26 protein-coding genes are annotated in these 26,817 nt (G+C 35.8%); 14 read left to right on the plus strand and 12 right to left on the minus strand.

What is annotated here, in order from left to right; all coding sequences use genetic code 11:
- The 3 genes from O970_RS02405 to rarD all read left to right on the plus strand — a co-directional run.
- On the plus strand, window positions 1-429 hold a 429-nt coding region (locus O970_RS02405), incomplete at its 5' end, for an AAA family ATPase (protein ID WP_036562411.1).
- Window positions 430-767: 338 nt separating this feature from the next.
- Window positions 768-2,057 (plus strand): serine--tRNA ligase, encoded by a 1,290-nt coding sequence (gene serS / locus O970_RS02410; RefSeq protein ID WP_024495589.1) that lies wholly within the window; start codon window positions 768-770, stop codon window positions 2,055-2,057.
- A 254-nt stretch (window positions 2,058-2,311) separates the two neighbouring features.
- Complete coding sequence (gene rarD / locus O970_RS02415) at window positions 2,312-3,232, plus strand: EamA family transporter RarD (RefSeq protein ID WP_024495590.1); 921 nt, start codon at window positions 2,312-2,314, stop codon at window positions 3,230-3,232.
- A 100-nt stretch (window positions 3,233-3,332) separates the two neighbouring features.
- On the opposite strand, the gene pflA is transcribed toward rarD, so the two are convergent.
- From pflA to mtnN, 6 genes are all read right to left on the minus strand, one after another.
- Complete coding sequence (gene pflA, locus O970_RS02420) at window positions 3,333-4,082, minus strand: pyruvate formate lyase 1-activating protein (RefSeq protein ID WP_024495591.1); 750 nt, start codon at window positions 4,080-4,082, stop codon at window positions 3,333-3,335.
- Between the two features lie 422 nt (window positions 4,083-4,504).
- Window positions 4,505-6,787: a formate C-acetyltransferase gene (gene pflB / locus O970_RS02425; protein WP_024495592.1), complete on the minus strand. Its 2,283-nt coding sequence runs from the start codon at window positions 6,785-6,787 to the stop codon at window positions 4,505-4,507.
- A 74-nt stretch (window positions 6,788-6,861) separates the two neighbouring features.
- Entirely contained in the window at window positions 6,862-7,710 is an 849-nt protein-coding gene (gene focA, locus O970_RS02430) for a formate transporter FocA (protein WP_024495593.1), read from the minus strand.
- A gap of 347 nt (window positions 7,711-8,057) precedes the next feature.
- Entirely contained in the window at window positions 8,058-9,809 is a 1,752-nt protein-coding gene (gene ycaO / locus O970_RS02435; RefSeq protein WP_036562414.1) for a 30S ribosomal protein S12 methylthiotransferase accessory factor YcaO, read from the minus strand.
- A 414-nt stretch (window positions 9,810-10,223) separates the two neighbouring features.
- Window positions 10,224-10,874 carry a TRIC cation channel family protein gene (locus O970_RS02440; protein ID WP_024495595.1) on the minus strand — a complete coding sequence of 217 codons (651 nt, stop codon included), beginning with the start codon at window positions 10,872-10,874 and terminating at the stop codon, window positions 10,224-10,226.
- 14 nt (window positions 10,875-10,888) lie between these two features.
- On the minus strand, window positions 10,889-11,581 hold the full coding sequence (mtnN, locus tag O970_RS02445) for a 5'-methylthioadenosine/S-adenosylhomocysteine nucleosidase (RefSeq protein ID WP_024495596.1): 693 nt from the start codon (window positions 11,579-11,581) through the stop codon (window positions 10,889-10,891).
- Window positions 11,582-11,735: 154 nt separating this feature from the next.
- Between mtnN and O970_RS02450 the strand changes: the two genes are divergently transcribed.
- Together O970_RS02450 and O970_RS02455 are read left to right on the plus strand one after the other, a co-directional pair.
- A complete protein-coding gene (locus O970_RS02450; protein ID WP_024495597.1) occupies window positions 11,736-12,518 on the plus strand; it encodes an SDR family oxidoreductase in 783 nt (260 codons plus the stop codon).
- A 96-nt stretch (window positions 12,519-12,614) separates the two neighbouring features.
- Complete coding sequence (locus tag O970_RS02455; protein ID WP_024495598.1) at window positions 12,615-13,484, plus strand: co-chaperone YbbN; 870 nt, start codon at window positions 12,615-12,617, stop codon at window positions 13,482-13,484.
- A gap of 66 nt (window positions 13,485-13,550) precedes the next feature.
- Here the strand turns inward: O970_RS02455 and O970_RS02460 are convergent, their stop codons facing one another.
- Window positions 13,551-15,302, minus strand: coding sequence for an AAA family ATPase (locus O970_RS02460; RefSeq protein ID WP_024495599.1), 1,752 nt, complete (start codon window positions 15,300-15,302; stop codon window positions 13,551-13,553).
- A gap of 248 nt (window positions 15,303-15,550) precedes the next feature.
- Here O970_RS02460 and O970_RS02465 point away from each other — a divergent pair, with 248 nt between their 5' ends.
- The gene (locus O970_RS02465) at window positions 15,551-17,356 is read left to right on the plus strand and encodes a DUF3413 domain-containing protein (protein ID WP_036562416.1); all 1,806 of its coding nucleotides are present in this window, start codon (window positions 15,551-15,553) and stop codon (window positions 17,354-17,356) included.
- A 58-nt stretch (window positions 17,357-17,414) separates the two neighbouring features.
- Here the strand turns inward: O970_RS02465 and minE are convergent, their stop codons facing one another.
- Genes minE through minC form a run of 3 tightly spaced genes read right to left on the minus strand, consistent with a single transcriptional unit; the run spans window position 17,415 to window position 19,203 of the window.
- Window positions 17,415-17,687, minus strand: a complete 273-nt coding sequence (gene minE, locus O970_RS02470) for a cell division topological specificity factor MinE (RefSeq protein ID WP_024495601.1) — start codon at window positions 17,685-17,687, stop codon at window positions 17,415-17,417.
- Between the two features lie 3 nt (window positions 17,688-17,690).
- Window positions 17,691-18,503 (minus strand): septum site-determining protein MinD, encoded by an 813-nt coding sequence (minD, locus tag O970_RS02475; protein ID WP_024495602.1) that lies wholly within the window; start codon window positions 18,501-18,503, stop codon window positions 17,691-17,693.
- 7 nt (window positions 18,504-18,510) lie between these two features.
- A complete protein-coding gene (gene minC / locus O970_RS02480) occupies window positions 18,511-19,203 on the minus strand; it encodes a septum site-determining protein MinC (RefSeq protein WP_024495603.1) in 693 nt (230 codons plus the stop codon).
- 84 nt (window positions 19,204-19,287) lie between these two features.
- On the opposite strand from minC, the gene O970_RS02485 reads away from it, so the two are divergent.
- Genes O970_RS02485 through O970_RS02495 form a run of 3 tightly spaced genes read left to right on the plus strand, consistent with a single transcriptional unit; the run spans window position 19,288 to window position 21,057 of the window.
- Window positions 19,288-19,536 (plus strand): YcgL domain-containing protein, encoded by a 249-nt coding sequence (locus tag O970_RS02485; protein ID WP_024495604.1) that lies wholly within the window; start codon window positions 19,288-19,290, stop codon window positions 19,534-19,536.
- A gap of 10 nt (window positions 19,537-19,546) precedes the next feature.
- Window positions 19,547-20,614: a lytic murein transglycosylase gene (locus O970_RS02490; RefSeq protein ID WP_024495605.1), complete on the plus strand. Its 1,068-nt coding sequence runs from the start codon at window positions 19,547-19,549 to the stop codon at window positions 20,612-20,614.
- 14 nt (window positions 20,615-20,628) lie between these two features.
- Window positions 20,629-21,057 carry a YcgN family cysteine cluster protein gene (locus O970_RS02495; RefSeq protein WP_036562443.1) on the plus strand — a complete coding sequence of 143 codons (429 nt, stop codon included), beginning with the start codon at window positions 20,629-20,631 and terminating at the stop codon, window positions 21,055-21,057.
- Between the two features lie 89 nt (window positions 21,058-21,146).
- Here O970_RS02495 and O970_RS02500 read toward each other — a convergent pair whose 3' ends face one another.
- On the minus strand, window positions 21,147-21,662 hold the full coding sequence (locus O970_RS02500; RefSeq protein WP_024495606.1) for a hypothetical protein: 516 nt from the start codon (window positions 21,660-21,662) through the stop codon (window positions 21,147-21,149).
- 503 nt (window positions 21,663-22,165) lie between these two features.
- On the opposite strand from O970_RS02500, the gene O970_RS02505 reads away from it, so the two are divergent.
- A complete protein-coding gene (locus tag O970_RS02505; protein WP_036562420.1) occupies window positions 22,166-23,335 on the plus strand; it encodes a M20 aminoacylase family protein in 1,170 nt (389 codons plus the stop codon).
- Window positions 23,336-23,687: 352 nt separating this feature from the next.
- On the opposite strand, the gene epmA is transcribed toward O970_RS02505, so the two are convergent.
- On the minus strand, window positions 23,688-24,671 hold the full coding sequence (epmA, locus tag O970_RS02510; protein ID WP_024495608.1) for an elongation factor P--(R)-beta-lysine ligase: 984 nt from the start codon (window positions 24,669-24,671) through the stop codon (window positions 23,688-23,690).
- Window positions 24,672-24,915: 244 nt separating this feature from the next.
- Here epmA and O970_RS02515 point away from each other — a divergent pair, with 244 nt between their 5' ends.
- Genes O970_RS02515 through O970_RS02530 form a run of 4 tightly spaced genes read left to right on the plus strand, consistent with a single transcriptional unit; the run spans window position 24,916 to window position 26,728 of the window.
- Window positions 24,916-25,428 (plus strand): prepilin-type N-terminal cleavage/methylation domain-containing protein, encoded by a 513-nt coding sequence (locus O970_RS02515; RefSeq protein WP_024495609.1) that lies wholly within the window; start codon window positions 24,916-24,918, stop codon window positions 25,426-25,428.
- Window positions 25,422-25,982 carry a prepilin peptidase-dependent protein gene (locus O970_RS02520; RefSeq protein ID WP_024495610.1) on the plus strand — a complete coding sequence of 187 codons (561 nt, stop codon included), beginning with the start codon at window positions 25,422-25,424 and terminating at the stop codon, window positions 25,980-25,982. The genes O970_RS02515 and O970_RS02520 overlap by 7 nt, the downstream gene beginning before the upstream one ends.
- The gene (locus O970_RS02525; protein ID WP_024495611.1) at window positions 25,969-26,397 is read left to right on the plus strand and encodes a DUF2509 family protein; all 429 of its coding nucleotides are present in this window, start codon (window positions 25,969-25,971) and stop codon (window positions 26,395-26,397) included. The genes O970_RS02520 and O970_RS02525 overlap by 14 nt, the downstream gene beginning before the upstream one ends.
- Complete coding sequence (locus O970_RS02530) at window positions 26,387-26,728, plus strand: type IV pilus modification PilV family protein (protein ID WP_024495612.1); 342 nt, start codon at window positions 26,387-26,389, stop codon at window positions 26,726-26,728. The genes O970_RS02525 and O970_RS02530 overlap by 11 nt, the downstream gene beginning before the upstream one ends.
- Window positions 26,729-26,817 lie beyond the last annotated feature (89 nt).

Below are 26,817 nucleotides of genomic sequence, written 5' to 3' on the forward strand. Positions count from 1 at the left end.
CCGCGCGCGATGCAAGTGGCGCTGGCTGCTTGGGACTGCTTTACGCGTGTTGGGCCAGCTGAAGGGGAGCGCGCGATTGCTCAAGCGATTGTTTATTTAGCCTTGGCGCCCAAAAGTAATGCTGTCTATCTCGCTTTTAATCAAGCTTTGCAAGATGCTAAGCAATTACCTGATTATGATGTACCTGAACATTTACGAAATGCGCCAACGACATTAATGAAAGCGTTAGGCTATGGCTCACAATACCGTTACGCTCATAATGAGCCTAATGCTTATGCCGCAGGCGAAAATTACTTTCCACCAGAATTAGGTGATAAAAGCTATTATCAGCCAACCTCGCGTGGCGCAGAAAAACAGTATCGTGAAAAATTAGCTTGGCTAAAACAGTTAGATGCGCAAAGTGCACAACAACGTAATAAAAAATCATAATACTATAATTATATTTTAATAAATATTAATTGGCACAGTGAACAGCAAGTGATTAATAGGAACTACGTTAATAGTTAGTTTAAGGTGGGTATTGGTGCAGATAAAAAAGAGAGCGATCTGCTCGAATATCTTCGATAAAGTGAGCCATTTTAGCTAAAATAAGAATAGAAATACCTTCGATGATTTTTATTCATATGGGATTAGTTACGCCATTTATTCTTTATTGGCACGCATAATAAGCAACAAATGTGTTAAAACGATGATTTAATTTACGTCAGACATGGATAATGTATAATATTTCTTATCTTTATTTTAATTAACTAATACGGGCATAAAGTATGTTAGATCCTAATTTATTACGTAATGAGCTAGATACTGTGGCGGCACAATTGGCACGCCGTGGTTACAAACTTGATGTAGATACACTTCGTTCATTAGAAGAAAAACGAAAAGTATTACAAGTTGAAACCGAAAATTTACAAGCAGAGCGTAATTCTCGCTCGAAAGAGATTGGCGCCGCTAAAGCGCGCGGTGAAGATATTACGCCATTACGCGAAGAAGTGAATAAATTAGGTGAAAAGTTAAATGAGGCGAAGGCAGAATTAGAGCAGTTATTAGGGCAAATTCATCAGATAGCGGCGAATATCCCAAATATTCCACACGACTCAGTACCTGATGGTAACGATGAAAATGATAATGTTGAAGTTCTTCGCTGGGGAACACCTCGTCAATTTGATTTTCCAGTCAAAGATCATGTTGAATTAGGTGAGAAGCTGAGCGGTTTAGATTTTGCGGCCGGCGTAAAATTGACTGGTGCGCGTTTTGTGGTAATGAAAGGCCAAATGGCTAAATTGCATCGTGCTTTAGCACAATTTATGCTTGATTTACATACTAATGAACATGGTTATGTAGAAACGTATGTACCATACTTAGTCAATCAAATCACTTTATTTGGTACTGGACAACTTCCTAAATTTGGTGAAGATCTGTTCCATACTAAACCGTTAACTGAGCAAGCAGAGAGCAGTTATGCATTGATTCCAACGGCAGAAGTTCCCGTCACTAACTTAGTACGCGATGAAATTTTAGATGAAGAATGTTTGCCAATCAAAATGACCGCGCATACCCCTTGCTTCCGTTCTGAAGCCGGATCTTATGGACGTGACACGCGTGGTTTAATTCGTATGCATCAGTTTGATAAAGTTGAATTAGTGCAAATTGTTAAACCTGAAGATTCAATGAATGCGTTAGAAGAATTAACAGGGCAAGCGGAAAAAGTCTTACAATTACTTGAATTGCCTTATCGTAAAGTAGTGTTATGTACTGGTGATATGGGCTTTGGTTCGTGTAAAACCTATGATTTAGAAGTCTGGATTCCAGCACAAAATACATATCGCGAAATTTCCTCATGTTCAAATATGTGGGATTTCCAAGCGCGCCGTATGCAAGCCCGTTATCGCCAACGTCAAGATAAGAAAATTAATTTAGTTCACACCTTAAATGGTTCTGGCTTAGCGGTGGGGCGTACATTAGTTGCGCTATTAGAAAACTACCAACAAGCCGATGGTCGGATTAAAGTGCCAACGGTGCTTATCCCTTATATGGGCGGCCTTGAATATATTGGCTAAATAATTATTATATCTATAAGAAAACCGGAGCCCTGATGTGATCCGGTTTTTTATTATTTATTCCCAATATATTTACTATTTCGCTTAATATTTTATTATCTTAGCGCTCTAAGGTCAGGTTATAATAGCAATAATTCGACGGCATATTAGTTTCATTATTTTTGGCTACTATCAGTAAGTAAGCTGAATGAGAAAATATTATCAAATAAACTAACTAATAGGGTCCTTATTTATCATTCCTTCGTGTGGTATATATGTTTAAAGGAATCTTACTTTCAATTTCAGCTTCTTGTCTATTTGGTCTTGTTTACTATTTCCCTGTATTATTAAAGCCACTTGATTTAATGAGTATTTTTTGTTGGCGTCTATTGATGTCTTTCCCTGCTATTGTTATTTTAATTACAGCAGAAAAGCGTTGGGATGCGATGGGTAATTTACTAAAACGAATTAAAAAACAGCCACTTTTTATTCTTGCCATCTTATTTAGCGCGGCGATGTTATCGGTGCAAATGTTAATATTTATTTGGGCACCTTTAAATGGTAAGGCTTTATCGACATCATTAGGCTATTTTATCTTGCCATTAGCAATGGTTATTGCCGGTCGCTTTGTTTATAAAGAAAAGTTTAGTATTTATCAAAAGATAGCCATTACATTAGCTATTATCGGTGTTATCTATGAAATATTTATGAATGGTGCATTTTCATGGGAAACGATCGTTGTGGCAGTGGGATATCCGATCTATCTCATATTTAGACGTGAAATGCGTTTAGATGGGATTGAAGGAACGTTTAGTGATTTTTTTTGTATGGCCATTGGCTGTGCCATTTATATGTGTTGTCGATATACGCCTACCGAAATTTCAACCCAATTCTTTTATCATCCGCTTGCCATTCCTATGCTAGGGATGATTACCGCATTAGCCTTTGCCGCCTATTTTACTTCTGCGAAATGTTTACCATTAGGTTTATTTGGTTTACTTGGTTATATTGAACCAGTGTTATTGGTATTGGTCTCTCTTTTGCTTCTACACGAAAAATTATTAGCAGAGCATATATTGACTTATGTCATGATTTGGGGTGCCGTTTGCTTATTAATTCTAGAAGGTGTTGTTCATGTTATACGTAGCATTCGTCGAAGAAAATATATCGCAGAGATTACGTCTAAAATTGATTAATTCAAATCGATTTAAATTGATAGGATAAACTTATATTGAGATCAATACCTAGCACAATATGATTGTTTTTAGGTATTGATAATCGGTGCCATTTTGCTTATTAAGACGTGACGACTAAACCGTAATTGGTGAGGATCGCTTTAATATGCTCAATCGTTTCTTTTGATGGAGGCTCTACGCCCACTAATTCATATTTTTCGCCCATTGTGACCCATTTATGCTCGCCTAATTTATGATAAGGAAGTAACTCTACTTTCTCTACATTGTTCATATCTTTAAGGAAACGACCTAAGCGGTGCACCGAATCATCATCATCACTCCATCCAGGTACCACAACATAACGGATCCAAGTACGTTGATTACGTTGTTGTAGATAGTGTGCAAATTCTAATACACGAGAATTGGATACTCCGACTAATTTTTGGTGTATTTCATCATTCATCTGCTTAATATCTAGCATCACCAAATCAGTGGTATCGATTAAATCATGGATATCTTGATTGTAAACGCGTACATAGCCATTGGTATCTAAACAAGTATGAATCCCCTGATTATGACATTCTCTAAACCATTGTTTGATAAAAGGCGCTTGCAAAATTGCTTCACCACCAGAGGCCGTCACGCCGCCCGTAGGCATAATAAAATGTTTGTAAGTTACGAGTTCTTTCATTAAATCATCGACCGTGACCTCAGTGCCACCTTTTAGATCCCACGTGTCGCGGTTATGGCAATATAGACAACGCATCATACACCCTTGAAAGAAAACAATAAATCGAATTCCAGGACCATCAACGGTACCAAAAGATTCAAATGAGTGGATACGTCCTTTGACTGCTTCTTGTGCTGACATTAACTGTTGCTCCAATGTAAGTTTGCCATACTATTCTATCTTAATTAAGGATTTTTTTCATCCAATGATTGATTAAATAGGCATATTTAACCTCATCAATATAATTAAAAACCTAATGTTAATCATAACGTTATTCTAATAATTGTTAAATGTATTATTTGATAGCATTATCATTCTAAATGAAAAAATTTTTATTAAAAACAGTGATCATTTAAAAGCGATAGAAGCAAATCATTTTTACATTTTAATAGAGAGATATCAGGTAAAAAATGATGGGTCAGTTTAAATCAAATCTCTGTTTGGAGCATCAATAGCCATTTTATTGTCGTTTATGATTTTGCGACAGATCATCAACATCAATCACCATTCATTTAAATAAAAAAATAGCGCCAAGCGGCGCTATTTTTATCAATCAACAGTTATTACATTGATTGAGTAAACGTCCGAGTAATGACGTCTTTTTGTTGCTCTTTAGTTAAAGAGTTAAAACGTACGGCATAACCAGAAACACGAATAGTTAATTGTGGATACTTTTCAGGATTTTCCATTGCATCTAATAATGTTTCACGATTTAATACGTTAACATTAAGGTGCTGACCACCTTCAACTGTCGCTTCATGATGGAAATAACCGTCCATTAGACCTGCAAGGTTAGCTTTACGGACATTATCATCTTTACCTAGCGCATTTGGTACGATAGAGAAAGTATAAGAAATACCGTCTTTAGCATAAGCAAATGGTAGTTTAGCAACAGATGTCAATGACGCTACCGCTCCTTTTTGGTCACGACCATGCATTGGGTTTGCGCCTGGTCCAAATGGTGCACCAGCACGACGACCATCTGGGGTGTTACCTGTTTTCTTACCATAGACTACGTTTGAGGTAATGGTTAACACAGATTGAGTTGGGATTGCATTGCGATAAGTTTTAAGTTTTTGAATTTTCTTCATAAAACGTTCAACCAAATCAACAGCAATGTCATCAACACGCGCATCATTGTTACCGAATTGTGGATAATCGCCTTCGATTTCAAAATCAACCGCTAAGCCATCTTCATCACGAATCGTTTTCACTTTTGCATATTTAATGGCAGAAAGTGAGTCAGCTGCAACTGAAAGACCAGCGATACCACATGCCATAGTACGGATAATATCGCGATCATGTAATGCCATTAATGACGCTTCATAGCTATATTTGTCATGCATATAGTGGATAGCATTTAATGCAGTAACATATTGTTTTGCTAACCAATCCATGAACTGATCTAAACGAGTAAAGACGGTATCAAAATCTAAGTACTCATCCATAATCGGTGCTGTTTTTGGACCTACTTGCATTTTCAGTTTTTCGTCTACACCACCATTGATTGCATACAATAATGTTTTTGCTAGGTTAGCACGTGCACCAAAGAATTGCATTTGTTTACCTACAATCATCGGGCTTACACAACATGCGATAGCATAATCGTCATTGTTGAAGTCAGGGCGCATTAAGTCATCATTTTCGTACTGTAATGATGAGGTATCGATAGATACTTTAGCCGCATACTCTTTAAATGCAGTTGGTAATTTTTCAGACCAAAGAATTGTCATATTTGGTTCTGGAGAAGGTCCCATTGTATAAAGTGTATTTAAGAAACGGAACGTCGTTTTAGTGACTAACGTACGTCCATCTACACCCATACCTGCTAAGGATTCGGTTGCCCAAATTGGGTCACCAGAGAATAATTCATCATATTCTGGGGTACGTAAGAAACGAACCATACGTAATTTCATGACGAAGTGGTCAACAATTTCTTGTGCTTCAGTTTCAGTAATCACACCTGCTTTGATATCACGTTCGAAATAAATATCAAAGAATGTTGAAGTACGACCTAAAGACATCGCCGCACCATTTTGTGATTTTACTGCTGCTAAATAACCAAAGTAAGTCCACTGTACCGCTTCTTGTGCTGTTGTTGCTGGACCTGAAATGTCAAAGCCATATTTAGCTGCCATTTCTTTAATTTGTCCTAAAGCACGATGTTGTTCTGCAATTTCTTCACGACGTTGCATTGTCATCTGTAAATCAACACCATTTTCAAAATCTTCTTGTAAAGAGTTGAATTGGGCAAATTTATCTTTCATTAAGTAATCGATACCATAAAGGGCAACACGACGGTAGTCACCAATGATACGACCACGACCATAAGCATCAGGTAAACCTGTGATGACACCTGATTTACGGCAACGAAGGATATCTGGTGTGTAGATATCAAATACACCTTGGTTATGAGTTTTACGATAATCGGTAAAGATTTTTTTAACTAAAGGATCAAGTTCACGGCTATAAGCTTTGCATGAATTCTCGATCATTTTGATACCACCAAAAGGGATAATCGCTCTTTTTAATGGTTTTTCAGTTTGTAAACCAACAATTTTTTCTAAATCTTTTTCAATATAACCCGCATCATGAGCAGTAATAGTTGAAATAACACTTGTATCAAAATCAACAGGCGCATGGGTAGCATTTTCAATTTTAATGCCTTCCATGACTTTATCCCATAATTTTGTGGTCGCTTCAGTTGCACCAGCTAAAAAAGACTCATCGCCTTCATATGGAGCATAGTTTTTTTGAATGAAGTCACGCACATTGACATTTTGCTGCCAATCGCCATCTTTAAAGCCTTTCCAAGCTAATGCTTGTTGTTCGTTTAGATTACTCATATTTGTTACCTCAGATTTATGATATTTTTAGTCATCTACATCTATATTTCTATATAACAGTAGATTCCTAGAAATCAATGGCTCTTACGTAGGTATAGTCCCCAATAGGTCATACCAACGATGAGTCCTCCAATAATATTACCAATTGTGACAGGAATAAGATTGTTGAAAATAAAATGTGAAACAGTAAGGGAGTTAAAAGTGTCTGCTGGGAGACCGATCATTCCCCAAAATTCAGGTGTGGCAAACTGATGGATAATAATTCCCATCGGTATCATAAACATATTGGCAATACTATGTTCAAAACCACTAGCAACAAACATTGCTACGGGTAAAATCATAACCAGCATTTTATCTAATAGGCTACGTCCAGCATAACTTAACCAAGCGGCTAAACAGACCATTAAATTGGCTAAAATACCTAAACAAACCGCTTCAATAAATGTATGATGCACTTTATGATCTGCGGTATTTAACACATTTAATCCCCATTGACCATTAGCGACCAGATATTGTCCAGAGAACCACATCAACGCAATAAATAACATTGCGCCGATAAAATTACCAATATAAACGAATAACCAATTTCTTAACATCTGTAACCAAGTAATTTTCTTGGTGGCTTTAGGGATCGCCGTTAATATGGTTGACGTAAATAGATCAGCACCACAGGCAACAACTAACATTAAACCTAAAGAAAAACAGATTCCACCAACCAGTTTTCCTAATCCATAGGCGACATTGGCTGTTCCTGTTGTTACAGTGATATAGAAAACAAAGGCAATTGAAATAAAAACACCAGCGGTAATAGCTGAAAAGATAGTTGATAGTGGACGCTTGCCTACTTTGTAAATGGCTAAGTCTTCTGCAACTTTAGTCATTTGAGCTGGCGATAACGCATCTACAAATTTATCAGTATTCAAACTAACACTCTCGAAAAAACATAAATATTATAGGGTTATTAGTATACTCAAAATTTGAACTAGATCATCTTTTTTTGTAAAAAAATAATTAATTTTACAAAATGTTGCCATTTTAAATAGAGTAATCCAACAAATTATGTATATAACATAATAAGTTATAGTAAATGACCTCCGATTGAATGTAGCACAAAAAGTTCATAACGTACGACTTAATAGCACGATATTTAATTTTATTTTTTTAACGGAATGAATTATCAAAAGATAAGGGGTGATATTGAATATAGTGGCTAAGCTTAAAATAAAGTAGGCAAAGTAGAGTATTTATCACACCTACTTTGCCGCAAAGATTAAGCGTTTTCTAAACTTGCATGTAATTTATGATAGACCTTTAATAGCGATTGATGTGCAGGTAGGGCAGTTAAATCCTCATCAATGGCAAATAAGTCATAAAACCGGCGTTCACCTAAGGTAATTTGCCATAATGTATCGACATATTCTTTCCCGTACATCTTATTGAATGCTGATTGGTAATCAATAAATTGATCAAGATCTCTGGTTAAGGCAAAATTAACTAAGGTCTGTAAACAACGATAAGCATGCATTCGTTCAGGACTAAAAATAGAGGCGTTGAACTCAATCGTCCATTCAATCCAAGATAATGCTTGTTCTAAATCCCCACCCGCTAAGGCTAACATGGCTTTTAATTCACCAATACGTAAGGTATACCACGCATTATCCATACCTGTTGCTAATCCGAGTAACTCTCTAACTCTGGCAAAATCATCTAGGTCTTCTTCATCTAATTTTTCAATTAACTCTAGATATTGCTGTTGTGTTAATGAAGAATTCGGTAAATTTAAAATAGTCTCACGCCAATCAATAGCCATATTATTATTTGCAATAAGTAAATCTTCGGGTGGATAAATTTCTGACATACCTACCGCGATAATACGGCATACATAGACGCCAAGATGTTGATAATCCATGATTAACGTTTCTATCTGTTGATTAGCCAATATTTGCATTAAATTGGTGTATTCTTGCTCAGTGGTGCCACTGAAGTCCCAATCAACAAAGGCGTAGTCAGCATTACGGTTAAATAAATCCCATGAAATCAGACCACTCGAATCAATAAAATGCGTTTCTAAATTAGTTAAGTCTGCAACATCATCGTTATCAAAACTTGGTGGTGAAAAAACATCTAAATCGTTAAGGCTTCGACCTTGTAATAGTTCGGTCACGGTGCGTTCTAATGCAACTTCAAAACGCGGGTGTGCACCAAATGACGCAAAGCAAGTGCCGTTAACGGGATTAAATAACACTACACAAATGACAGGATAAACCCCACCTAATGAAGCGTCATAACAGAAGATAGGAAAACCTTGTTGCTCAAGCGTGGTAATAGATTCTTGCACGCTGGGATAACGTTGTAATACCGTTTGTGGGATTTCAGGTAGACTAATCGCCTCAGCAATAATTTTATTTTTAACATAACGCTCAAAGATTTCGGATAATCCTTGAACACGTGCTTCATATTTGGAGTTACCCGCAGCCATACCGTTCGAGGCATAAAGATTAGCAATCAAGTTAACAGGGACATAAACAGTTTGTTGAGTTGATTGTTGGATAAATGGCAAAGCACAAACACCGCGCTGAGTATTACTTGATTGTAAATCAACTAAATTAGAACCTGTTAATTCGCGATCAGGATCATAGAAATCTAATAATTGTTCATTTAGCAAACCATTAGGTAGATGATCTTCACTATCAATAGCAAACCATTTTTCATTGGGATAATGAACGAACTCACCTTGTGCAGCATGCTTACCAAGATAAAAATCAGAGAAAAAATAATTGGTTGATAAGCGTTCAAAATATTCACCAAGCGCCGAGGCTAAGGCGGCTTTTTGGGTCGCCCCTTTACCATTAGTAAAACAAGATGGACAGGCTTTATTTTGAATATGAACAGACCAGACATTCGGAACAGGATTGAGCCACGATGCTTCTTTTATTTCTAAATTATAGTGCTCAAGTTGTTGTTGAAAATAATTGATCGAATCCTCAAGGGCAGCATCTTTGCCAGGAATATACGTTTTCATGAAAATCTCTTTTTTGCTAAAAAATAATTATAGGTAAAATAAGGCGTTATTTTAACGTGTTATCATTTACCTGACTAATAATAAGTTAACTATTTTTAGTATTATTATCTTGGTAAAACTGAAAAGCGAAAGAAATAGTGGTAGCTTGACAGACATAGTAATTAAACTTAAAACATTTTCTAGATATATCTTCGGCGCAATCAATTCGTGAGTTAAGTGACGATTAAGCAATATGATTATTATTGAATCGTTGCTATATGGTTTTTATCATCTTTAGACGTAAGCCTAAGGTTGGTTGTCATTTAAAAATGGCAGATGAAATATGTCGTATTGAGAATGCATTGCTTAAACGCGTCGCATTGTAAACTCAGACTAAACAAAAATAATAATGACATTAAATAACCTAAAACAGCATTAATCTGTTTTAGGTTGCTTTATGGGAACCGATTTTTTAGCACTGACGATAGGTAACTTCAAATGCAAAAATATGGCCATTAAGCGAATTGATAATGTCACTACAATACCCAATAGCGTTGCGATTTCTAAATTAAACAATAAAATTTTATGGCTTATTACGTGGCACATACCGCCGATAATACAGGCTGTTGCATAGATATCAACGCGAAATACCATTGGGATTTCACGCGCTAATACATCGCGAATAATTCCGCCACCAACGCCCGTTAATACGCCCATACAGACAGCAATCAGTTCATTTGCATCACTGTTCAAGGTTTTATTAACACCAATACCCACAAACACAGCAAGCCCGATGGCGTCTAAAATTGACAATGAGTATCGTGGATAATTAAATGAGGTAAAACGGATAAATAGAATGGATAAACAGGAAAAAACCAGTGCTATAACCAAATCTGTTGAGTCGGCGATCCAAAAAATAGGGCCATTATTTAGTATGATATCACGTATAGTACCACCACCAATGGCGGTAATGACACCTAGTACCAACGCACCGATGGGATCCATTTGGGTACGAACGGCGAGTAATACGCCAGAGATAGCAAAAACCGCTGTACCTAAAATATCAAGCCAAAATAGATAACTCATTTTTACTTATGCCATCAATTAAAATGTTCTAGCATCGTTTCTACAACTAGCGAAGATTGTTTGGCTGCGATAGGTAAAAACTCTTCGAAACTCATGGCTGATTTCTTATCAGCGACATCGGACACCGCACGAACAACAACAAAAGGCAGACCAAACAACCAACAAACATGACCGATCGCCGCAGCTTCCATTTCAACCGCTATAGCATCAGGGAAGTTATGGCGAATTTCATTAAGGAGTTTGTCACCATTAATAAATGCGTCACCGCTACAAATTAATCCAGTTACCGCATTAAGCTGATGATGTTTAATACTTTCTAACGCTAATTGCTGAAGCTGTTTATCTGCTGGGAAGGTAACAGGACATCCAGCCATTTGTCCCATTTTATAGCCAAAAGGTGTTAAATTTGCATCATGATAAGCAACATTACTGGATACTAATATATCCCCAATGTTTAGATTACTATGTAAACCACCCGCAGAACCCGTATTAATTACCATATCAACGTGATATTTACTTAATAATAATGTGGCACCGGTTGCAGCTGCCACTTTACCAATGCCTGATTTAAGTAAGATAACATCTTGACCCCCTAATTGGCCTGAATAAAATTCAAAATCATAGTGGTTATCGGTTTGACAATTAATAATTTTACTACGTAGGATTTGGACTTCTTCTTCCATTGCGGCAATAATAGCAATTTTCATATTTTACCTTTAAGTTTCAAAATGACAGTGCTTATAATAACCGTTGCTAGAATAACAATAAAGAGTTCTGATTAATTAACTTTTAACTTCCTATCTTTGATATGTTACCATTGAGCATGGTTAAATTAGGGGATAAATGGCAAAGAGGTAGCATGTGAATAGCAAAATAAAAACGATATTTATTACGGGCTGTTCAAGTGGCATTGGGTTGGTTGCTGCAAAAGGGCTGCGTGATAGAGGCTATCGGGTTATTGCTGGGTGCCGAAAACCAGCGGACTATGAGCGGTTGGTGCAACTTGGTTTTGATACGGTTTTAATTGATTTGGATGATGCAAATTCAATTGAGCAGGCGGCAAAACAGGTACTATCATTATGTAATGGAACATTATTTGCTTTGTTTAATAATGCTGGATTTGGTGTATATGGTTCGTTAATGAGTATTAGCCGAGCTCAATTAGAATCACAATTTTCGACTAACGTATTTGGGGTACATCAATTAACACAACTCTTATTGCCTGTTATGCTACCCCATGGTTGTGGCCGTATTATTCAAACTAGCTCCATTATGGGATTTATTTCTACTCCAGGACGTGGTGCTTATGCCGCTAGTAAATATGCATTAGAAGCATGGTCTGATGCTTTGCGTTTAGAATTACGTAGCACAGGGATAAAGGTATGTTTAATTGAGCCCGGTCCTATCAATACAGCATTTACTCGTAATGTCAATCAGACCGAACAGCACCAAAAGGTCGAAAATCCGCCGATTGCCAAACGTTTTGCTTTACCACCTGAGGCGATTTTACCTTGTTTATATCATGCATTAGAGAGCCCATCGCCTAAGATTCGCTATAGAATTACTTTGGTAACCAAGGTATCAGCCTTCCTTAAGCGTCTACTTCCAGATAAGCTTATGGATTTAATCTTAAAAAATAAGTAATATTCAATTAAATTTTAATCAGTTGCCACATTTAAAATTGAGATAATAATACCTATTATGAAATAATAGCTAATTCGCTTAAACATAGGATAGATTATGCAAAATTCATCAATTATGGATATAACTGAACAGAATATACAAGACGTATTAGCCCCATCTAATCCGTTACCAATACTTTTTTACTTTTGGTCTGAGCGTAGTCCACAGTGTCAAGAATTGACAGCAACGTTAACTAAATTGGCTAATCAATTTGCAGGACAATTTATTTTAGCGAAAGTCAATTGTGATGAACAACCAATGTTAGCTGGGCAATTTGGTTTACGTGCCATACCGACCATATATTTATTCCAAAATGGCCAACCGATTGATGGTTTACAAGGTCCCCAATCTGAAGCGGCGATCAAACAATTACTTGAACCTGTATTGCCAAATGAAGATGAACAAAAATTAAATGAAGCTAAACGATTAGTCAATGAAGGTGATTACAATCAAGCATTGCCTTTATTAAAACAAGCGTGGCAACATTTATTAACCCCAACAGGTAAGCATCGCTCAGATATTAGCTTATTATTAGCTCATAGTTATATTGAACTTAAGCAATTAGATGATGCGCAGCAGCTATTAAGTTCTATTCCAATTCAAGATCAAAATTCAGAATATCATGGATTAGTTGCACAAATTGAATTGTTAGAACAGGCGGCAAATTCGCCTGAGATTCAGCAACTACAAGAGCAACTTACACAACAGCCACAGAATACGGATTTAATGATTCAGTTAGCGTCACAGTTACATCAAGTTGGGCGTAATGAAGAAGCATTAGCAATGTTATTTGCTCCTTTAATGCTCGATTTAAATGTGGGTGACGGGCAGGTGAAGAAGGTGTTATTAGATATGCTCTCTGCTATTGGTACCAATAATCCATTAGCCAATACATATCGTCGTAAACTCTATTCATTACTGTATTAGTAAGCTATTTTTTATAAAAAAGGCGTATGATACGCCTTTTTTATTTAATAAAGCCTTATCGCTAGCTTATCTTTTAAATAGACGCGTTAGCCAATGATTAGATGTTGGTCGTTTATCTTGCAACAAGGCTTGTTGAATACGACTTTGTACCATATGATACAAATTAAGCGCGTGATTATTATCTTTATAAGGTATTCCTGTCAATAAATATAATGCTTCTGCGACATGTTCCACTGTCCAGATATGAAATTGCTTGTTGGTTACCGCCATAACAATGTCATCATTTAAGCAAAGATGGCTTTGATTTGCCGATGGAATAATCACACCTTGCTGACCCGTTAATCCTCGATGTTGACAAACGGCAAAGAAACTTTCAATTTTTTCATTCACACCACCAATAGCTTGTACATGACCAAATTGATCCACTGATCCGGTTACGGCAACTTGTTGATCAATAGGTTGCATCGCCAAAGCGCTAATCAACACACATAATCCAGCCAGTGAGGCGCTATCGCCATCAATTTCATTATAGGATTGCTCAAAAACTAAAGAGACAGAAAAAGGTAATTGATTATAAAGGGCAAATTCAGCAGTAATAAAGGCTTGCATAATCATCATGCCTTTTGAATGTAGATTTCCAGCTAGTTCGCTTTTTCTTTCAATATCAATAAATTCACCATCACCAAAGTGTACTAAACCACTTAAGCGAGCGGGTTGACCAATGGCATGCGGATAACCAGGATATTCGATCACCGATAATCCGTTGATTTGACCTATGATTTCGCCTTGCGTATCAATCGTTATCATATTAGAAAAAATTTCATGTTTAAAACGATCGATTAAATAACTTTCACGCCACTGTTTTTGTTGTAATGCTTGTTCAATACAGTGCTGATCGATTTTATCGACTGCCAATTGTGCCGCATTAGTTAATAAGCCGTAAATCCAATCAGGTGAAAGAGGTAAATATTGCTGATCTTCAGTGTGACGCACTGCCGCTTTTAGTATAGGAAAATAGGCAGATGAGGTCAGTTCAGGTAATTGTTGAGATTGTTGTATAAATTTAAGGTACCCTGCCCAAGTAGCTAATTCGTGATCAGATTTCCAAAGTAATTCATTTTCAAATTCGGCATAAAGTGATGATTGATAAAATTCAGGATCAAACTCTTGTAGATCAGAAAGGCTTAACCGATCACCAATTAACATAATTCGCAAATCTAATGGTAGAGAAGGAACATTATAGGGTAAAGGTGTATTATCATCGCCAGATAACCAATTAAATTCCCCTTTTATTACCATACTTTTTAGTTTAAACCATAACTCGGGTTTATTTAATAACGTACGTAAACCTAAAATAAGTATGCCACCATTAGCGTTATGTACTAAACCAGTTTGAAGTTTGATCTCTTCGCCCTCAGGGTGTCGTACACAGCCAAATAACATTTCACTATCAAACCATTGTGCATATAAACAGTTGTCATTGGTACCAAAATTTTCTTGGCGGTTTTGTGATTTACGCAAAATTATTTTATTGTTGTTTATATGATAAGTATATCCAACTAAATCATTATCACTAGGCAACACCCTTTTTACCGCTTGATGATACAGTGAAAATAATAAATGGCTTTCAGATGACTTAATTAACATAAAGCGGGGATCAAAATGCTGACGATTTTGTGGACAAAAACGCGCCAAAGCTGAAGCTAAACGCGGCTGTAATGATAATAGATTCGAAACCGGTTGAGCAGCATTAAAGATCGTCTCTGCATTTTCTATATGAGGTTGAATTTGTTGCGAAGATAATTGATGAATTGTCAAAGTATTTTCTTTAATCTAAGTGAATAATTTGGCTAATTATACAGGATTTATTATGACAACTGATCAAAATTTTACAGAAAAATTCGTCGTAATCAGTTACACTATGTTAGCTACTAAATTATTTAATTTAATCAAATAAACGTCATCAGGCGATTTTTTAATGGCGATAAAATCAATAGCGATAGTTTATTGTTTTAGGTAATTTAGATTACGGTTATAACCAATATAAGTGAAATAGTCAAAATAATATGCAACTCAATATTAAAAGTTATCATAAACACCGCGACGATACCTCTCAAATTATTAGTTGGGGGCACTGGTTTACCCTTTTTAATATCGTCATCGTCACTATTTTAGGTAGTCGCTATGTGTTTATTGCTGATTGGCCAGCCACTTTTTGGGGGCGGTTTTATGCCATTATAAGTAGTATAGGTCAATTCAGTTTCTTGTGTTTTGCGTTTTATGTCGTTTTATTATTTCCTTTAAGCTTTGTTATTCGTTCTGCGCGTTATACGCGACTGATTGCAACTTTTATTGCGACGATTGGTATTACATTATTATTAATTGATATTGAGATTTTTTCCCGATTTAGGATGCATTTAAATCTGACGATTTGGGAGATTGTGACCGCGGGTAAGGATAATATTTTATCTCGCGAATGGCAGAAGCTATTTATCTTTGTGCCATTAATTTTTTTGGTCGAAATATTTTCTTCGTTTTTAATTTGGAAAAAATTACGTAGTTTAACTAAACGGCGCCGCTATACTAAGCCAGTTGTTACGGTTTTAATTGCTAGCTTTTTTTCATCGCATTTTATTCATATTTGGGCGGATGCTAATTTTTATCGCCCAATTACCATGCAGCGCACAAGTTTGCCTCTCTCTTATCCTATGACTGCCCGTCATTTTTTAGCTAAGTATGGATTTATTTCATCAGAAGAGGCTAATTATCGTGATATAAATCAAGGAAATCCATTTGCCATGCCGATTGAATATCCGCTAGCAAAAATTGAATTTAATAAAGACAAATCACCATATAATTTATTGATTATTACCATTGATAATATGGCTGCGGCTTCATTATCCAGTGATAATACGCCATTTTTAAGCAATTTTGCCGCGAGCAACCAGTTATTTACTCACCATTATAGTGCAAGTAATGTCTCTTATTTAGGGTTATTTTCTCTTTTCTATGGTATTGATTCAAATTATTATAATAGTATTATGGCTAGTCATGAGTCATCGGTATTATTAGATACCATCACTAAGCAGCAATATAGCCTTGGACTTTTTTCCTCGGATGGGTTTAATTTACCATTTTATCGTAATAGTTTATTGTCTAATTTTAGTCTACCAACAACAGAATCTTATACCAATAAAGAAACTACGGATCATTGGCGACAATGGCTAAATAATTTAGAACAAGCTCCTGTTAATACCCCTTGGTTTTCATTGATTAATTATCAACTGTTTGATAAAGATTATAAATTAGATTCAACTAAGCCCTTAACCGTACAAAATTATCAACATGCATTGCAACGTTTTGACAAACAGTTATCGCGAGTAATTAATTACCTTGAAGAGAAGGAGATAGCAGATAGTACCGTGATTGTGATCACAGCGGCGCAAGGTATTGAATCCGTCAATGGTAAAGTAAGTGTAGGACACGCTAAAAATGATTTTGGACGTGAATTGTTACATGTTCCTTTAGTTATAGCTTGGCCGCAGAAACCAGCAGCAGTCATTGCGCAAGGAACTTCTCATACGGATATAACCCGCACGCTCATGCAAAATCTATTGCATGTCACAACGCCAGCAGAACGATATTCGCAGGGTGCTAATTTATTTGCATTGCCAGCAATGCGTAACTGGTTAATCGCAGGTAATGAAACTCATTTAGCTGCCTTATACATAGATAAAACGGTGGTGATTGATGCTTTTGGACACTATAAGATCTATGATGTAGATAATCATGCGTTTAAACAGCAAAAATTAGATTTAGCAACATTCTTACAACTTGTCACCTCGAACCGTCGTTTTATGGTGACACATTGATTTAGTTAATACCCTAAAGTTAAATATAGAAAAGCGATCTATTATAATCGCTTTTTTATTATGGTTTATATTCTATTTCATCATCCGGTAAGGTTACATTAAGTTCCAGTACCGTAATGTCGTCACTTTTTTGTTCAAATTGTAACGACATCGTTGATGGATCTACCTTGATATATTTGCTAATTACATTTAATAAATCACGACGTAGTTCTGGTAGGTAACTTGGTTCACTATCATAACGACGTCGCTCAGCAACAATAATTTGTAAACGTTCTTTTGCTATATTCGCTGTACTCTTCTTAGGAGATAGGAATACATCTAGCAATGCCATATATTAGCCTCCAAATATCCGTTTGAAAATTCCTTTCTTTTCTTCATTAATAAAACGATAAGGTTTCTGCTCGCCAAGGAGACGTGAAACCGCATCACTATAAGCTTGTCCCGCATCAGACTGTTTGTCAAGTATCACTGGCTCACCCTGATTTGAGGCCTTTAATACTGCTTGACTTTCTGGAATGATACCAAGTAAAGGAATACGTAATAACTCAATAATATCTTCGACACTTAACATATCACCGATATTCACTCTTTTAGGATTGTAACGTGCAATAAGTAGATGTTCTTTAATCGGTTCTAAACCTTCAATAGCACGTTTAGATTTTGAACTAAGGATACCAATAATCCGATCCGAGTCACGTACTGACGAGACTTCAGGATTGGTAACAATCACTGCTTCATCCGCAAAATAGAGTGCCATTAAGGCCCCTGTTTCTATTCCAGCCGGTGAATCGCAAATAATAAAATCAAACGCCATCGCTTTTAATTCATTAAATACGTTTTCTACTGCTTCAATAGTTAATACATCTTTATCTCGAGTTTGTGATGTTGGCAAGATATATAAATTATCAGTGCGTTTATCTTTTATTAATGCTTGATTTAATGTGGTTTCACCTTGAATAACATTAACAAAATCGTACACGACTCTGCGTTCACATCCCATGACTAAATCTAGATTACGTAAGCCTACATCAAAATCAATAACGACTGTTTTTTTCCCATTTTGGGCAAGCCCTGTTGCGATGGATGCACTTGTCGTGGTTTTACCGACCCCACCTTTACCAGACGTCACGACGATAATTTTTGTCATATATCCCTCATTTATAATTTATAACTTTTGTTAATTCTTCAAATTGTAATTTGTTGTCAGATAAGCTTATGATAACTGCGTTTTTATAAAATTTTAATGGAATTTGCTCGCTAATCCAATAATTACCGGCGATGGAGACTAATTCTGCTTCAATATGCGTACAGAAAATTTTCGCATCTTGTCTGCCGCTGGCACCCGCAATCGCCTTCCCTCGTAAGCTATTAAAAATATAGATGTTTCCATCAGCAATAATTTCAGCACCTGTATTGACTAAATTATACACAACTAAGTCACGATCTTTAGCATACACTTGTTGCCCAGAGCGAAGAGGTGTCGTTAAGTAAAGTGGTGGTTGCCAAGCTGGTTTCAGCTTAGTCGCAAGCCGAGGTGGTATTTTACCTTCATTGAGAATGGTAAAGCCTGTATTAGTTAGCCTCTTTTTCTTAATAGTGTTACAACCACTAAACCCAATAATATTTATCCCCGTTAAACGAACGGCTTTACTAATAGCCATAATATCAAAATTATCATCCAGTAAAGAAACATTAATGACTACTGCCGCTTTAGTTAGTAGATTAGGTGCTTGCTGAATTTTAGCTTGTAATGCTGATTGTATTGCTTTAGGTTCAGTGCTATTAAGATATATAACAGGCAACGTAAATGAACTACCTTTAAATTCGATAACAGATTCTGTTTGCATGATTACTATCTTTTAGTCATTATTCAAAATATAAACCCTATGTTATAATTAGCGCTCTTTATAGGCAAGGGAAACAAGTCATATATGTGGTGTTTTATTTATCGTAGTCAAAAAAAATCAGATAGTTATTTATATATTGATAAACAAAATGATTTTTCAGTCGTGCCTGAAGCATTAATGAAAGTGTTCGGGGCCCCGATCTTTGTGATGCGGCTATGGTTAAATGATGAAAGAAAAATGATGGCAGCGTCGCCCGCCGAAATTCGTAAGACAATCAGTGAAAATGGTTATTTCTTACAGATGTTAAATGATAGTGATTTTCAGATAAAATAGGCGACTTATTATGAATAAAACGTTATTTAGATTATTGTCACTCCTGTTATTCGTGATGGTGATATTAAGTTGTAGCGATAAAAATAACTCAGATAATATTATAGGTATTTCCGTACAAGCGGAACCAAAAAGTCCGAAAGTACCAATTTTTGATTTGCCTCGTACGCCAGAAAATTTTCCAGCCTATACGGAAGCATTGAAACAGTTTGCTCGACTAAATGGTATTAGTGACAAAATTATCGAAATAGGATTTAATCATATCTATTTCCTGAATCATGTGGTCACAGCGGATAAGAATCAACCTGAAAAAAAAATCACCTTGTCACAATATTTGACCCGTATTGTGTCTGACAATCGAATAAAGTTGGCTAAACAGAAGAAAAATCAATACTTTAAACCTCTACTACATACACAGCAAGTAACAGGGGTGCCCTTAGAATATATTGTCGCTTTATGGGGAGTGGAAAGTGGTTATGGGGTTTACCAAGGAAAAGAAGATGTTATTTCTGCTTTAGCGACACTGGCTTTTGAGGGACGACGAGAAGCTTTTTTTAGTCGAGAATTGATTGCAGCATTAAACGTGTTACAAAAAGGTTATATTACCAAAGATAAATTTAAAGGTTCTTGGGCTGGCGCGATGGGTCATTGTCAATTTATGCCATCATCGTTGCTCAACTTTGGTAAAGATGGTGATGGTGATGGTATTATTGATATCTGGAATAATCCTAATGATGTTATTTCATCAATTGCTAATTATTTAGTTATGGTTGGATGGGAATCTAATGGATATTGGGGTAATAAAGTTAAGTTACCAGAACAGTTCGATCGGTCGCTGATTGGATTAGATAATAATAAAGCGAGAACTATTTCTGAATGGCAGGCATTGGGTGTTAGTTTCGATGATAAAAAAGCGAAACCAACAAACAGTAATCAAGCATGGATTATCTTACCTGATGAGCAAAATTACACCAGCGGATATATTGTTTATCACAATTTTAAAACCTTAATGCATTGGAATCGATCTTACTTTTTTGCAATTGCTATTGGTACGCTAGCAGACAACCTAATGGAGAAATAATGGCAGCAAATGATATAAATAGACCTTTTTGGCTTAATAAAACATTAAATGAAATGACCGAAGAAGAGTGGGAACAGTTATGTGATGGTTGTGGATTATGTTGCCTAAATAAATTGATCGACGAGAATACGGATGAAATTCTTTATACGAATGTCGCTTGTGACCAGCTTAATAGTGAAACTTGTCAATGTAACCATTATCACGATCGGTTTAGTTACGAACCTGATTGTATTAAATTGACAAAAGAAAATGTGACAGAAATTCCATGGTTACCTAAAAGTTGTGCTTATGGGCTTATTTTAAATCATCAACCTTTGCCAGATTGGCATCCGCTATTAGCTGGAAATAAAGATAAAATGCACCAGCAATTGATTTCAATACGGAATCGTGTAGTTTATGAAAAAGATGTCATTTGTTGGGAAGATCACATTATTGATTGTTAAGTAATAAAAGATTGCAGATAATAAAAAAAAGCGCCATACGGCGCTAAAGGGGCAAACGAAATTTACTATTAAATACTATGATAAAAAGATTAGTGCAAATCAGTAAAATTAAACGTGTCATTATCGTTATTATCAGCTGACAACTCTTTTATAAACAATTCATCAAAATCAATATACATATCATGATTAATTAGATTGAAATTGGACAGATTGTTATTCCTAGACATCATTAATGATTCACCAATTACATAAGAAGGCTGAAATAACATAGATGTTCTTATAGAATGCATGAAAGTTACTATATTATACTCCAGACTCGCAATGGTCTTATCTAAATGATTTCGCCAATTACTTCCATTAATCTCTGGTTTGGTATTACTATCAACCACCAGCAAATTGGTATAATTATCTCTCGGCAACGGTGTTTGTATTAGTGATGTTGGCCAAAAATAGAGTAAGTTATGCTTATGAGCATGATTAAAATAATTAAATATTGATTTTATTGAGTAGAGCATCACAATAAGCAAAATAAATGTAATAGTAATTGCTGAAATGGTAAGGGTGATCGATTTTCCCGCATTATTTTCATTTGCTTTAATATCCATATGTACTGCTCTCCGTTAAAATAATAAACGGGCTTGTTATTAATTTAGCACCTACTATTATTTTATCCATGAAAAATCTCTTTATCATGTTGATGTGGTTTTAAGTATAGACTTTTTATTGGTTAATTCAAGTTATTTGTTTGGCTAAAGGTTAAGTTAACTATAAAAGAATGTAAAAAATAATTGTGATTTTGTTACATTTTTATCATTTGTTTTCTATGATTTAAACTTAAGTTAAAAATGTCAAAATAATAACAATGACTTAATTATAATTAATCGATTACTCACCATTTATTTAAAAAATGATGTGATTATTTCATTTATCTATTAAAGTACTCATAAATAAACGTTCTTTTTGTTCGATTATGTAGAAATAAAAAAGGCTAAATGAATGACGGCGAATATTGATTAAAGTGATATATTGTTAGCATTTATTATGGCGTTTGTCATTTAATATGTAGTTAGTATAATGAGTAAAAATAATACACCAAGAGGTTAATTCAATGGATAAGCTGAATATTCTTCCAGAAATTAAAGCACTTTATAATGATATGGCAATGTGGCGCCATCATTTACATGCCCACCCTGAAACGGCATTTAATGAATATAATACGACCGACTATATAGAACAACGACTACTTGAATTTGGTGTGGATAAAATTTATAAAAATTTTGCTCCTACAGGATTAGTCGCAACGATTACCGGTAACAAAAGTGGTCCTTGGGTTGGTTTACGCGCTGATATTGATGCACTCGACATGCTCGAACAAACTAATCATAGTTACTGTTCTACCATTCCAGGTAAGATGCATGGCTGTGGTCATGATGGTCACACTGCCATGCTATTGGGTGCGGCAAGCTATTTAGCTAAACATCGCGATTTTGCTGGTACGGTTGCTTTAATTTTTCAACCTGCCGAAGAAAATGAAGGTGGCGGTCGTGTGATGGTTGAAAATGGTTTATTTGAGCAATTACCTATTGCCTCTGTTTATGGTATGCATAATTGGCCAAATATGCCTTTAGGGCAATTTTCAATTAAATCAGGTCCACTAATGGCGGCATATGATATTTTCCAGATCACTTTAACGGGTAAAGGCTCGCATGGTGCTGCGCCCCATTTAGGGCATGATACGATTGTGGCAACAGGTCAGCTTATTACGGCATTACAATCTATTGTAAGTCGTAATATTGATCCTCTTGATTCAGCCGTGGTGAGTATTACTCAAGTCCATAGTGGTGACACTTGGAATGTTTTACCGCAAGAAGCTATTTTATGCGGCACGGTGAGAACGTTCAAAGAAAACGTTCAAGATAAGATTGAGCAGCGTATTAAAACGATTGCTTTAGGTATTGGTGAAGCACTTAATGTTGATATTAACGTTGAATACCAACGTCGTTACCCAGCAACGGTTAATCATGAAAAGGAAACAGACATCGCAGTTAAAGTTGCACAGTCTATTGTAGGCAAAGAAAATGTTATCACAAATCCAGCACCCCAAATGGGCTCAGAGGATTTTGCCTTTATGTTGCAAAAACAAGTGGGTGCATATATTTGGTTAGGCGCAGGCGAGGGCGCGAATTTGCATCATCCTGCCTATAATTTTAATGATGACCTCTTAATTTATGGGGCAACTTATTGGATTGAGCTGGTTAACCACGTTTTAGGTAAATAAAATACCCCCCTATTTGAATTTTATTTGATTTAAATAGGGGCTTTTATTCTATCATTTATTTAAAAAGCGTAGATAAGAAAGAGACTAATAAAACGGAATTATATAATGTCATGTTTTGTTAATTCATTATTTGCAGCACAATACATTAATATTACTTTATAGGTTCCCTTTAAAGTTAACGTATTACCTAAATATTGTTGAGTCTATACTGTTATTATGCTTATTGCTTAAATAAAAAAGTTTAAACTTGATACGTTTTCATTATTACCCGTTTGATTAACGCTATAATAAGCAGTAACAAGATGATTGATACTGCTATACCATAATCCATTTTGGGTTATTAAGAAAGTACCTAAGCTCGTTCAACAGTAAAAGAGATGACCTCACTTAAACTTTCTGCATTTAATGCTAACATAATTAGACGATCAAGCCCTAAAGCGACGCCGGCACAATCAGGTAAGCCTGCTTTCAGGGCATCTAAAAATAGGGTATCAATCACTTGTGGTGGAAGTTGTTTACTTTTTCTTATTTGATTATCTGATTCAAAACGTGCATATTGTTCTTCAGCATTAGTAAGTTCTTTAAACCCGTTAGCTAATTCGACGCCTTTATAATAAAATTCAAACCGTTTTGCTACCCTATGATCTTCACCACAGATTTCTGCTAGCGCTGCTTGGGAAGCAGGAAAATAGTAGATGGCAGTAGGTCGATCAAGTCCTATATGAGGTTCAACACCAAAGGTAAATAAAAATTGAAGCAGTGTATCATGATCGGCAGTATCTGTATTAAAACCTAAGTTTAATGTATCGACAGCTTTACAAAGCGTATCACGATCGGCGGTTAATGGATCAATATTTAAATGGCGTTGAAACGCCTTTTGATAGCTAATTTGTTCAGCGGGTTCAGTGTCTAAAATAATTTGGAGTAAATCATCTACCTCATTCATCATCTGAATCATATCAAATTGGATCCGGTACCATTCAAGCATGGTAAACTCAGGATTATGGTAACGTCCAGCCTCTTCATTACGAAAACATTTAGTGATTTGATAAATGGGTCCACTGCCTATCGCGAGTAAGCGCTTCATATGATATTCGGGACTTGTAATCAATGATAACGTTTGCCCTTGCTGATGAGCACTATCTCCAGGCGCGTAATAGTCAGTATGAAAGGAATTGAGGTGAACATCGGTCACGGCGGCATGGCTCAATATCGGTGTTTCTACTTCAAGAATACCCCGATCAGCAAAAAATTGCCTAATCTGATTAATAATTTTTGTTCTTTTTAATAAATTAGTGATTGGCGCGTTAGACTGCCAATTTTCCGTATTAGTCATGAAATCTTTAAACCCTGTGGTTACTCATAAAAAGCATGCAAATAGCTGATCTATTATCGCAACTAAATAGATCTAAATATAATGATGTCTTTTTTAGTTATTATATTTATGCATTTTAACATTTAATAAATGTAACCGATTCTAACAATTTTCGTGATTTCTCACAATTGAAGTTTTTTTATGTTTCCCTAACGATAGTATAGGCTAAAGTACTATATGATTAATCTGAGTAGGGCAACAAGGTATGATCAAGAAATTATTTTTTAATATAAAAAACTGCCAAGGCTTTACATTGATTGAATTAGCCATCGCTATGGCGATATTAGCTATCATATCAACAACCGGAGTCAGTTATTGGCAAAATATCAAACAACGCTCCGAACTTAAAGCAACGACATTATTATTGGCAAAGTTTATGCAGCAACTCTATGCACAAGCAAATTGGCAAAATAAAGCCATGATAGTTTGGTTGATAAAGAAAGATCAATCATGGTGCGTGGTGGCGACAGAAGCCCCCATTTTCCCCACTGATTGTCATTTGGCCATGTTATCATTCACTCCACTTTCGCCTTCAGTACAAGCGATAGGTTTAACTGAGGAAAAACCTATTGTATTTTATGGAAAAAGAGGGATGGCGCAAGCAGGTACTATTCAATTAAGCAATAATCAGGGAATAGCTAAAATCATTGTTTCTTGGCGTGGGCGTATTCGTTATTGCAGCCAAAATATTTTTTTTATGGGTATACCGCAATGTTAAAACAACAGGGATTTAGTTTATTCGAAATGCTACTCGTTTTAGCTTTATCATCTATTTTGATACTGACGATTATCCAGTTCTTTCCTATTTTTCAGCGACAATGGTTATCTTTATATCAAAAACAGTACATCATGCATATAGTAAATAATACCTTATTACCGTTTTATAAAGATATTAAACGCGCTGGATTTATGGCTAAAATCAATTCGCAACCGATAGTAGCTGCTTTACAGGTTAATCCAAAAGGGGACTGTATTATTATCCATTATGATCTTAACCGCAAAGGAATCTGGGTAATAGATGAAAAAGATCCATCCAAAGTCAATACTTTTGTTTATCGTTATGCTAAAAATAATGTGGAATATCGTTCTGGCGTACCAAATTGTGGCGGTATAGGATGGGAAAAACTCTTTGATAACAAAGAGATAAATATTATACAGTTTCAGTTATTTGATCATCAGTTATATTTGGAAATAAAAATAATGGGGACTTTAGTTACCGCACCGAATATTAGTTACTCATTATCACGAATGATTCGATATGAAAATCGATAATACTAATGCGCAATCAGGGGCCATATTATTGGCTATGGTCTTAAGCTTTCTAATATTAAGTTCATTATTTATGGTCTTCTTTCTACGCTTAGAGACGCAATGGCAACAACAACTGTTTTATGAAAAACGTTATTATCACCATTTTAATCAAGCGAGATCGGCATTAAATTGGGGATTACAACAACGCTGGCCATCGCCATCCCAGCATTGGTATTGCCAAGCGTTTACTGATTCTCAAATTATGAGTTGTATAAAACAATCAAAACACACTGGATTTACAGTGATTAAGGGCATCAGTGCTTCACTGCCCTTATATGCTTTAGTCATATACTATCCAGATGGACGCTTATATTTTACTAAAGGGCAATGGCTAGATTTTTGTCCAGAGCCGAATGAGGTCGATTGTGAATCATAAACGCCTATTCACTCAATCAGGTAGTAGCACCATTGAATTTTTATGTGCCGCTCTTTTATTATCGATTACTATTACTATTTTATTGCGTTTTCACCAACAAATTGTATTGCGATTAGCGCAACACACCTATATTCTTGAGACAGAGCGCTTGATTTTTGAACAGCTTGATAATTATCCGCTCACTATTCCTTATGATAAGCAGCATTGGTCTTGCCAAACCTATACCGTAAACCACCAAGGTAATTGCGCGTTAATTGAAGTAAGTTGTCAATTTCAATATGGGCAGCTTCTTCGTCAACAACGTTGGTTTTGTTCACCTCAAAACGATTAACTTTATTTGCTACGCTGTGGTGTAGTAAACATTCTATTTAGCGCTTCTAATTGAGTTGATCAACGCTATTAAATAATCCATGATCCACC

It is taken from the genome of Candidatus Schmidhempelia bombi str. Bimp (assembly GCF_000471645.3).
GTDB lineage: Bacteria > Pseudomonadota > Gammaproteobacteria > Enterobacterales > Orbaceae > Utexia > Utexia bombi.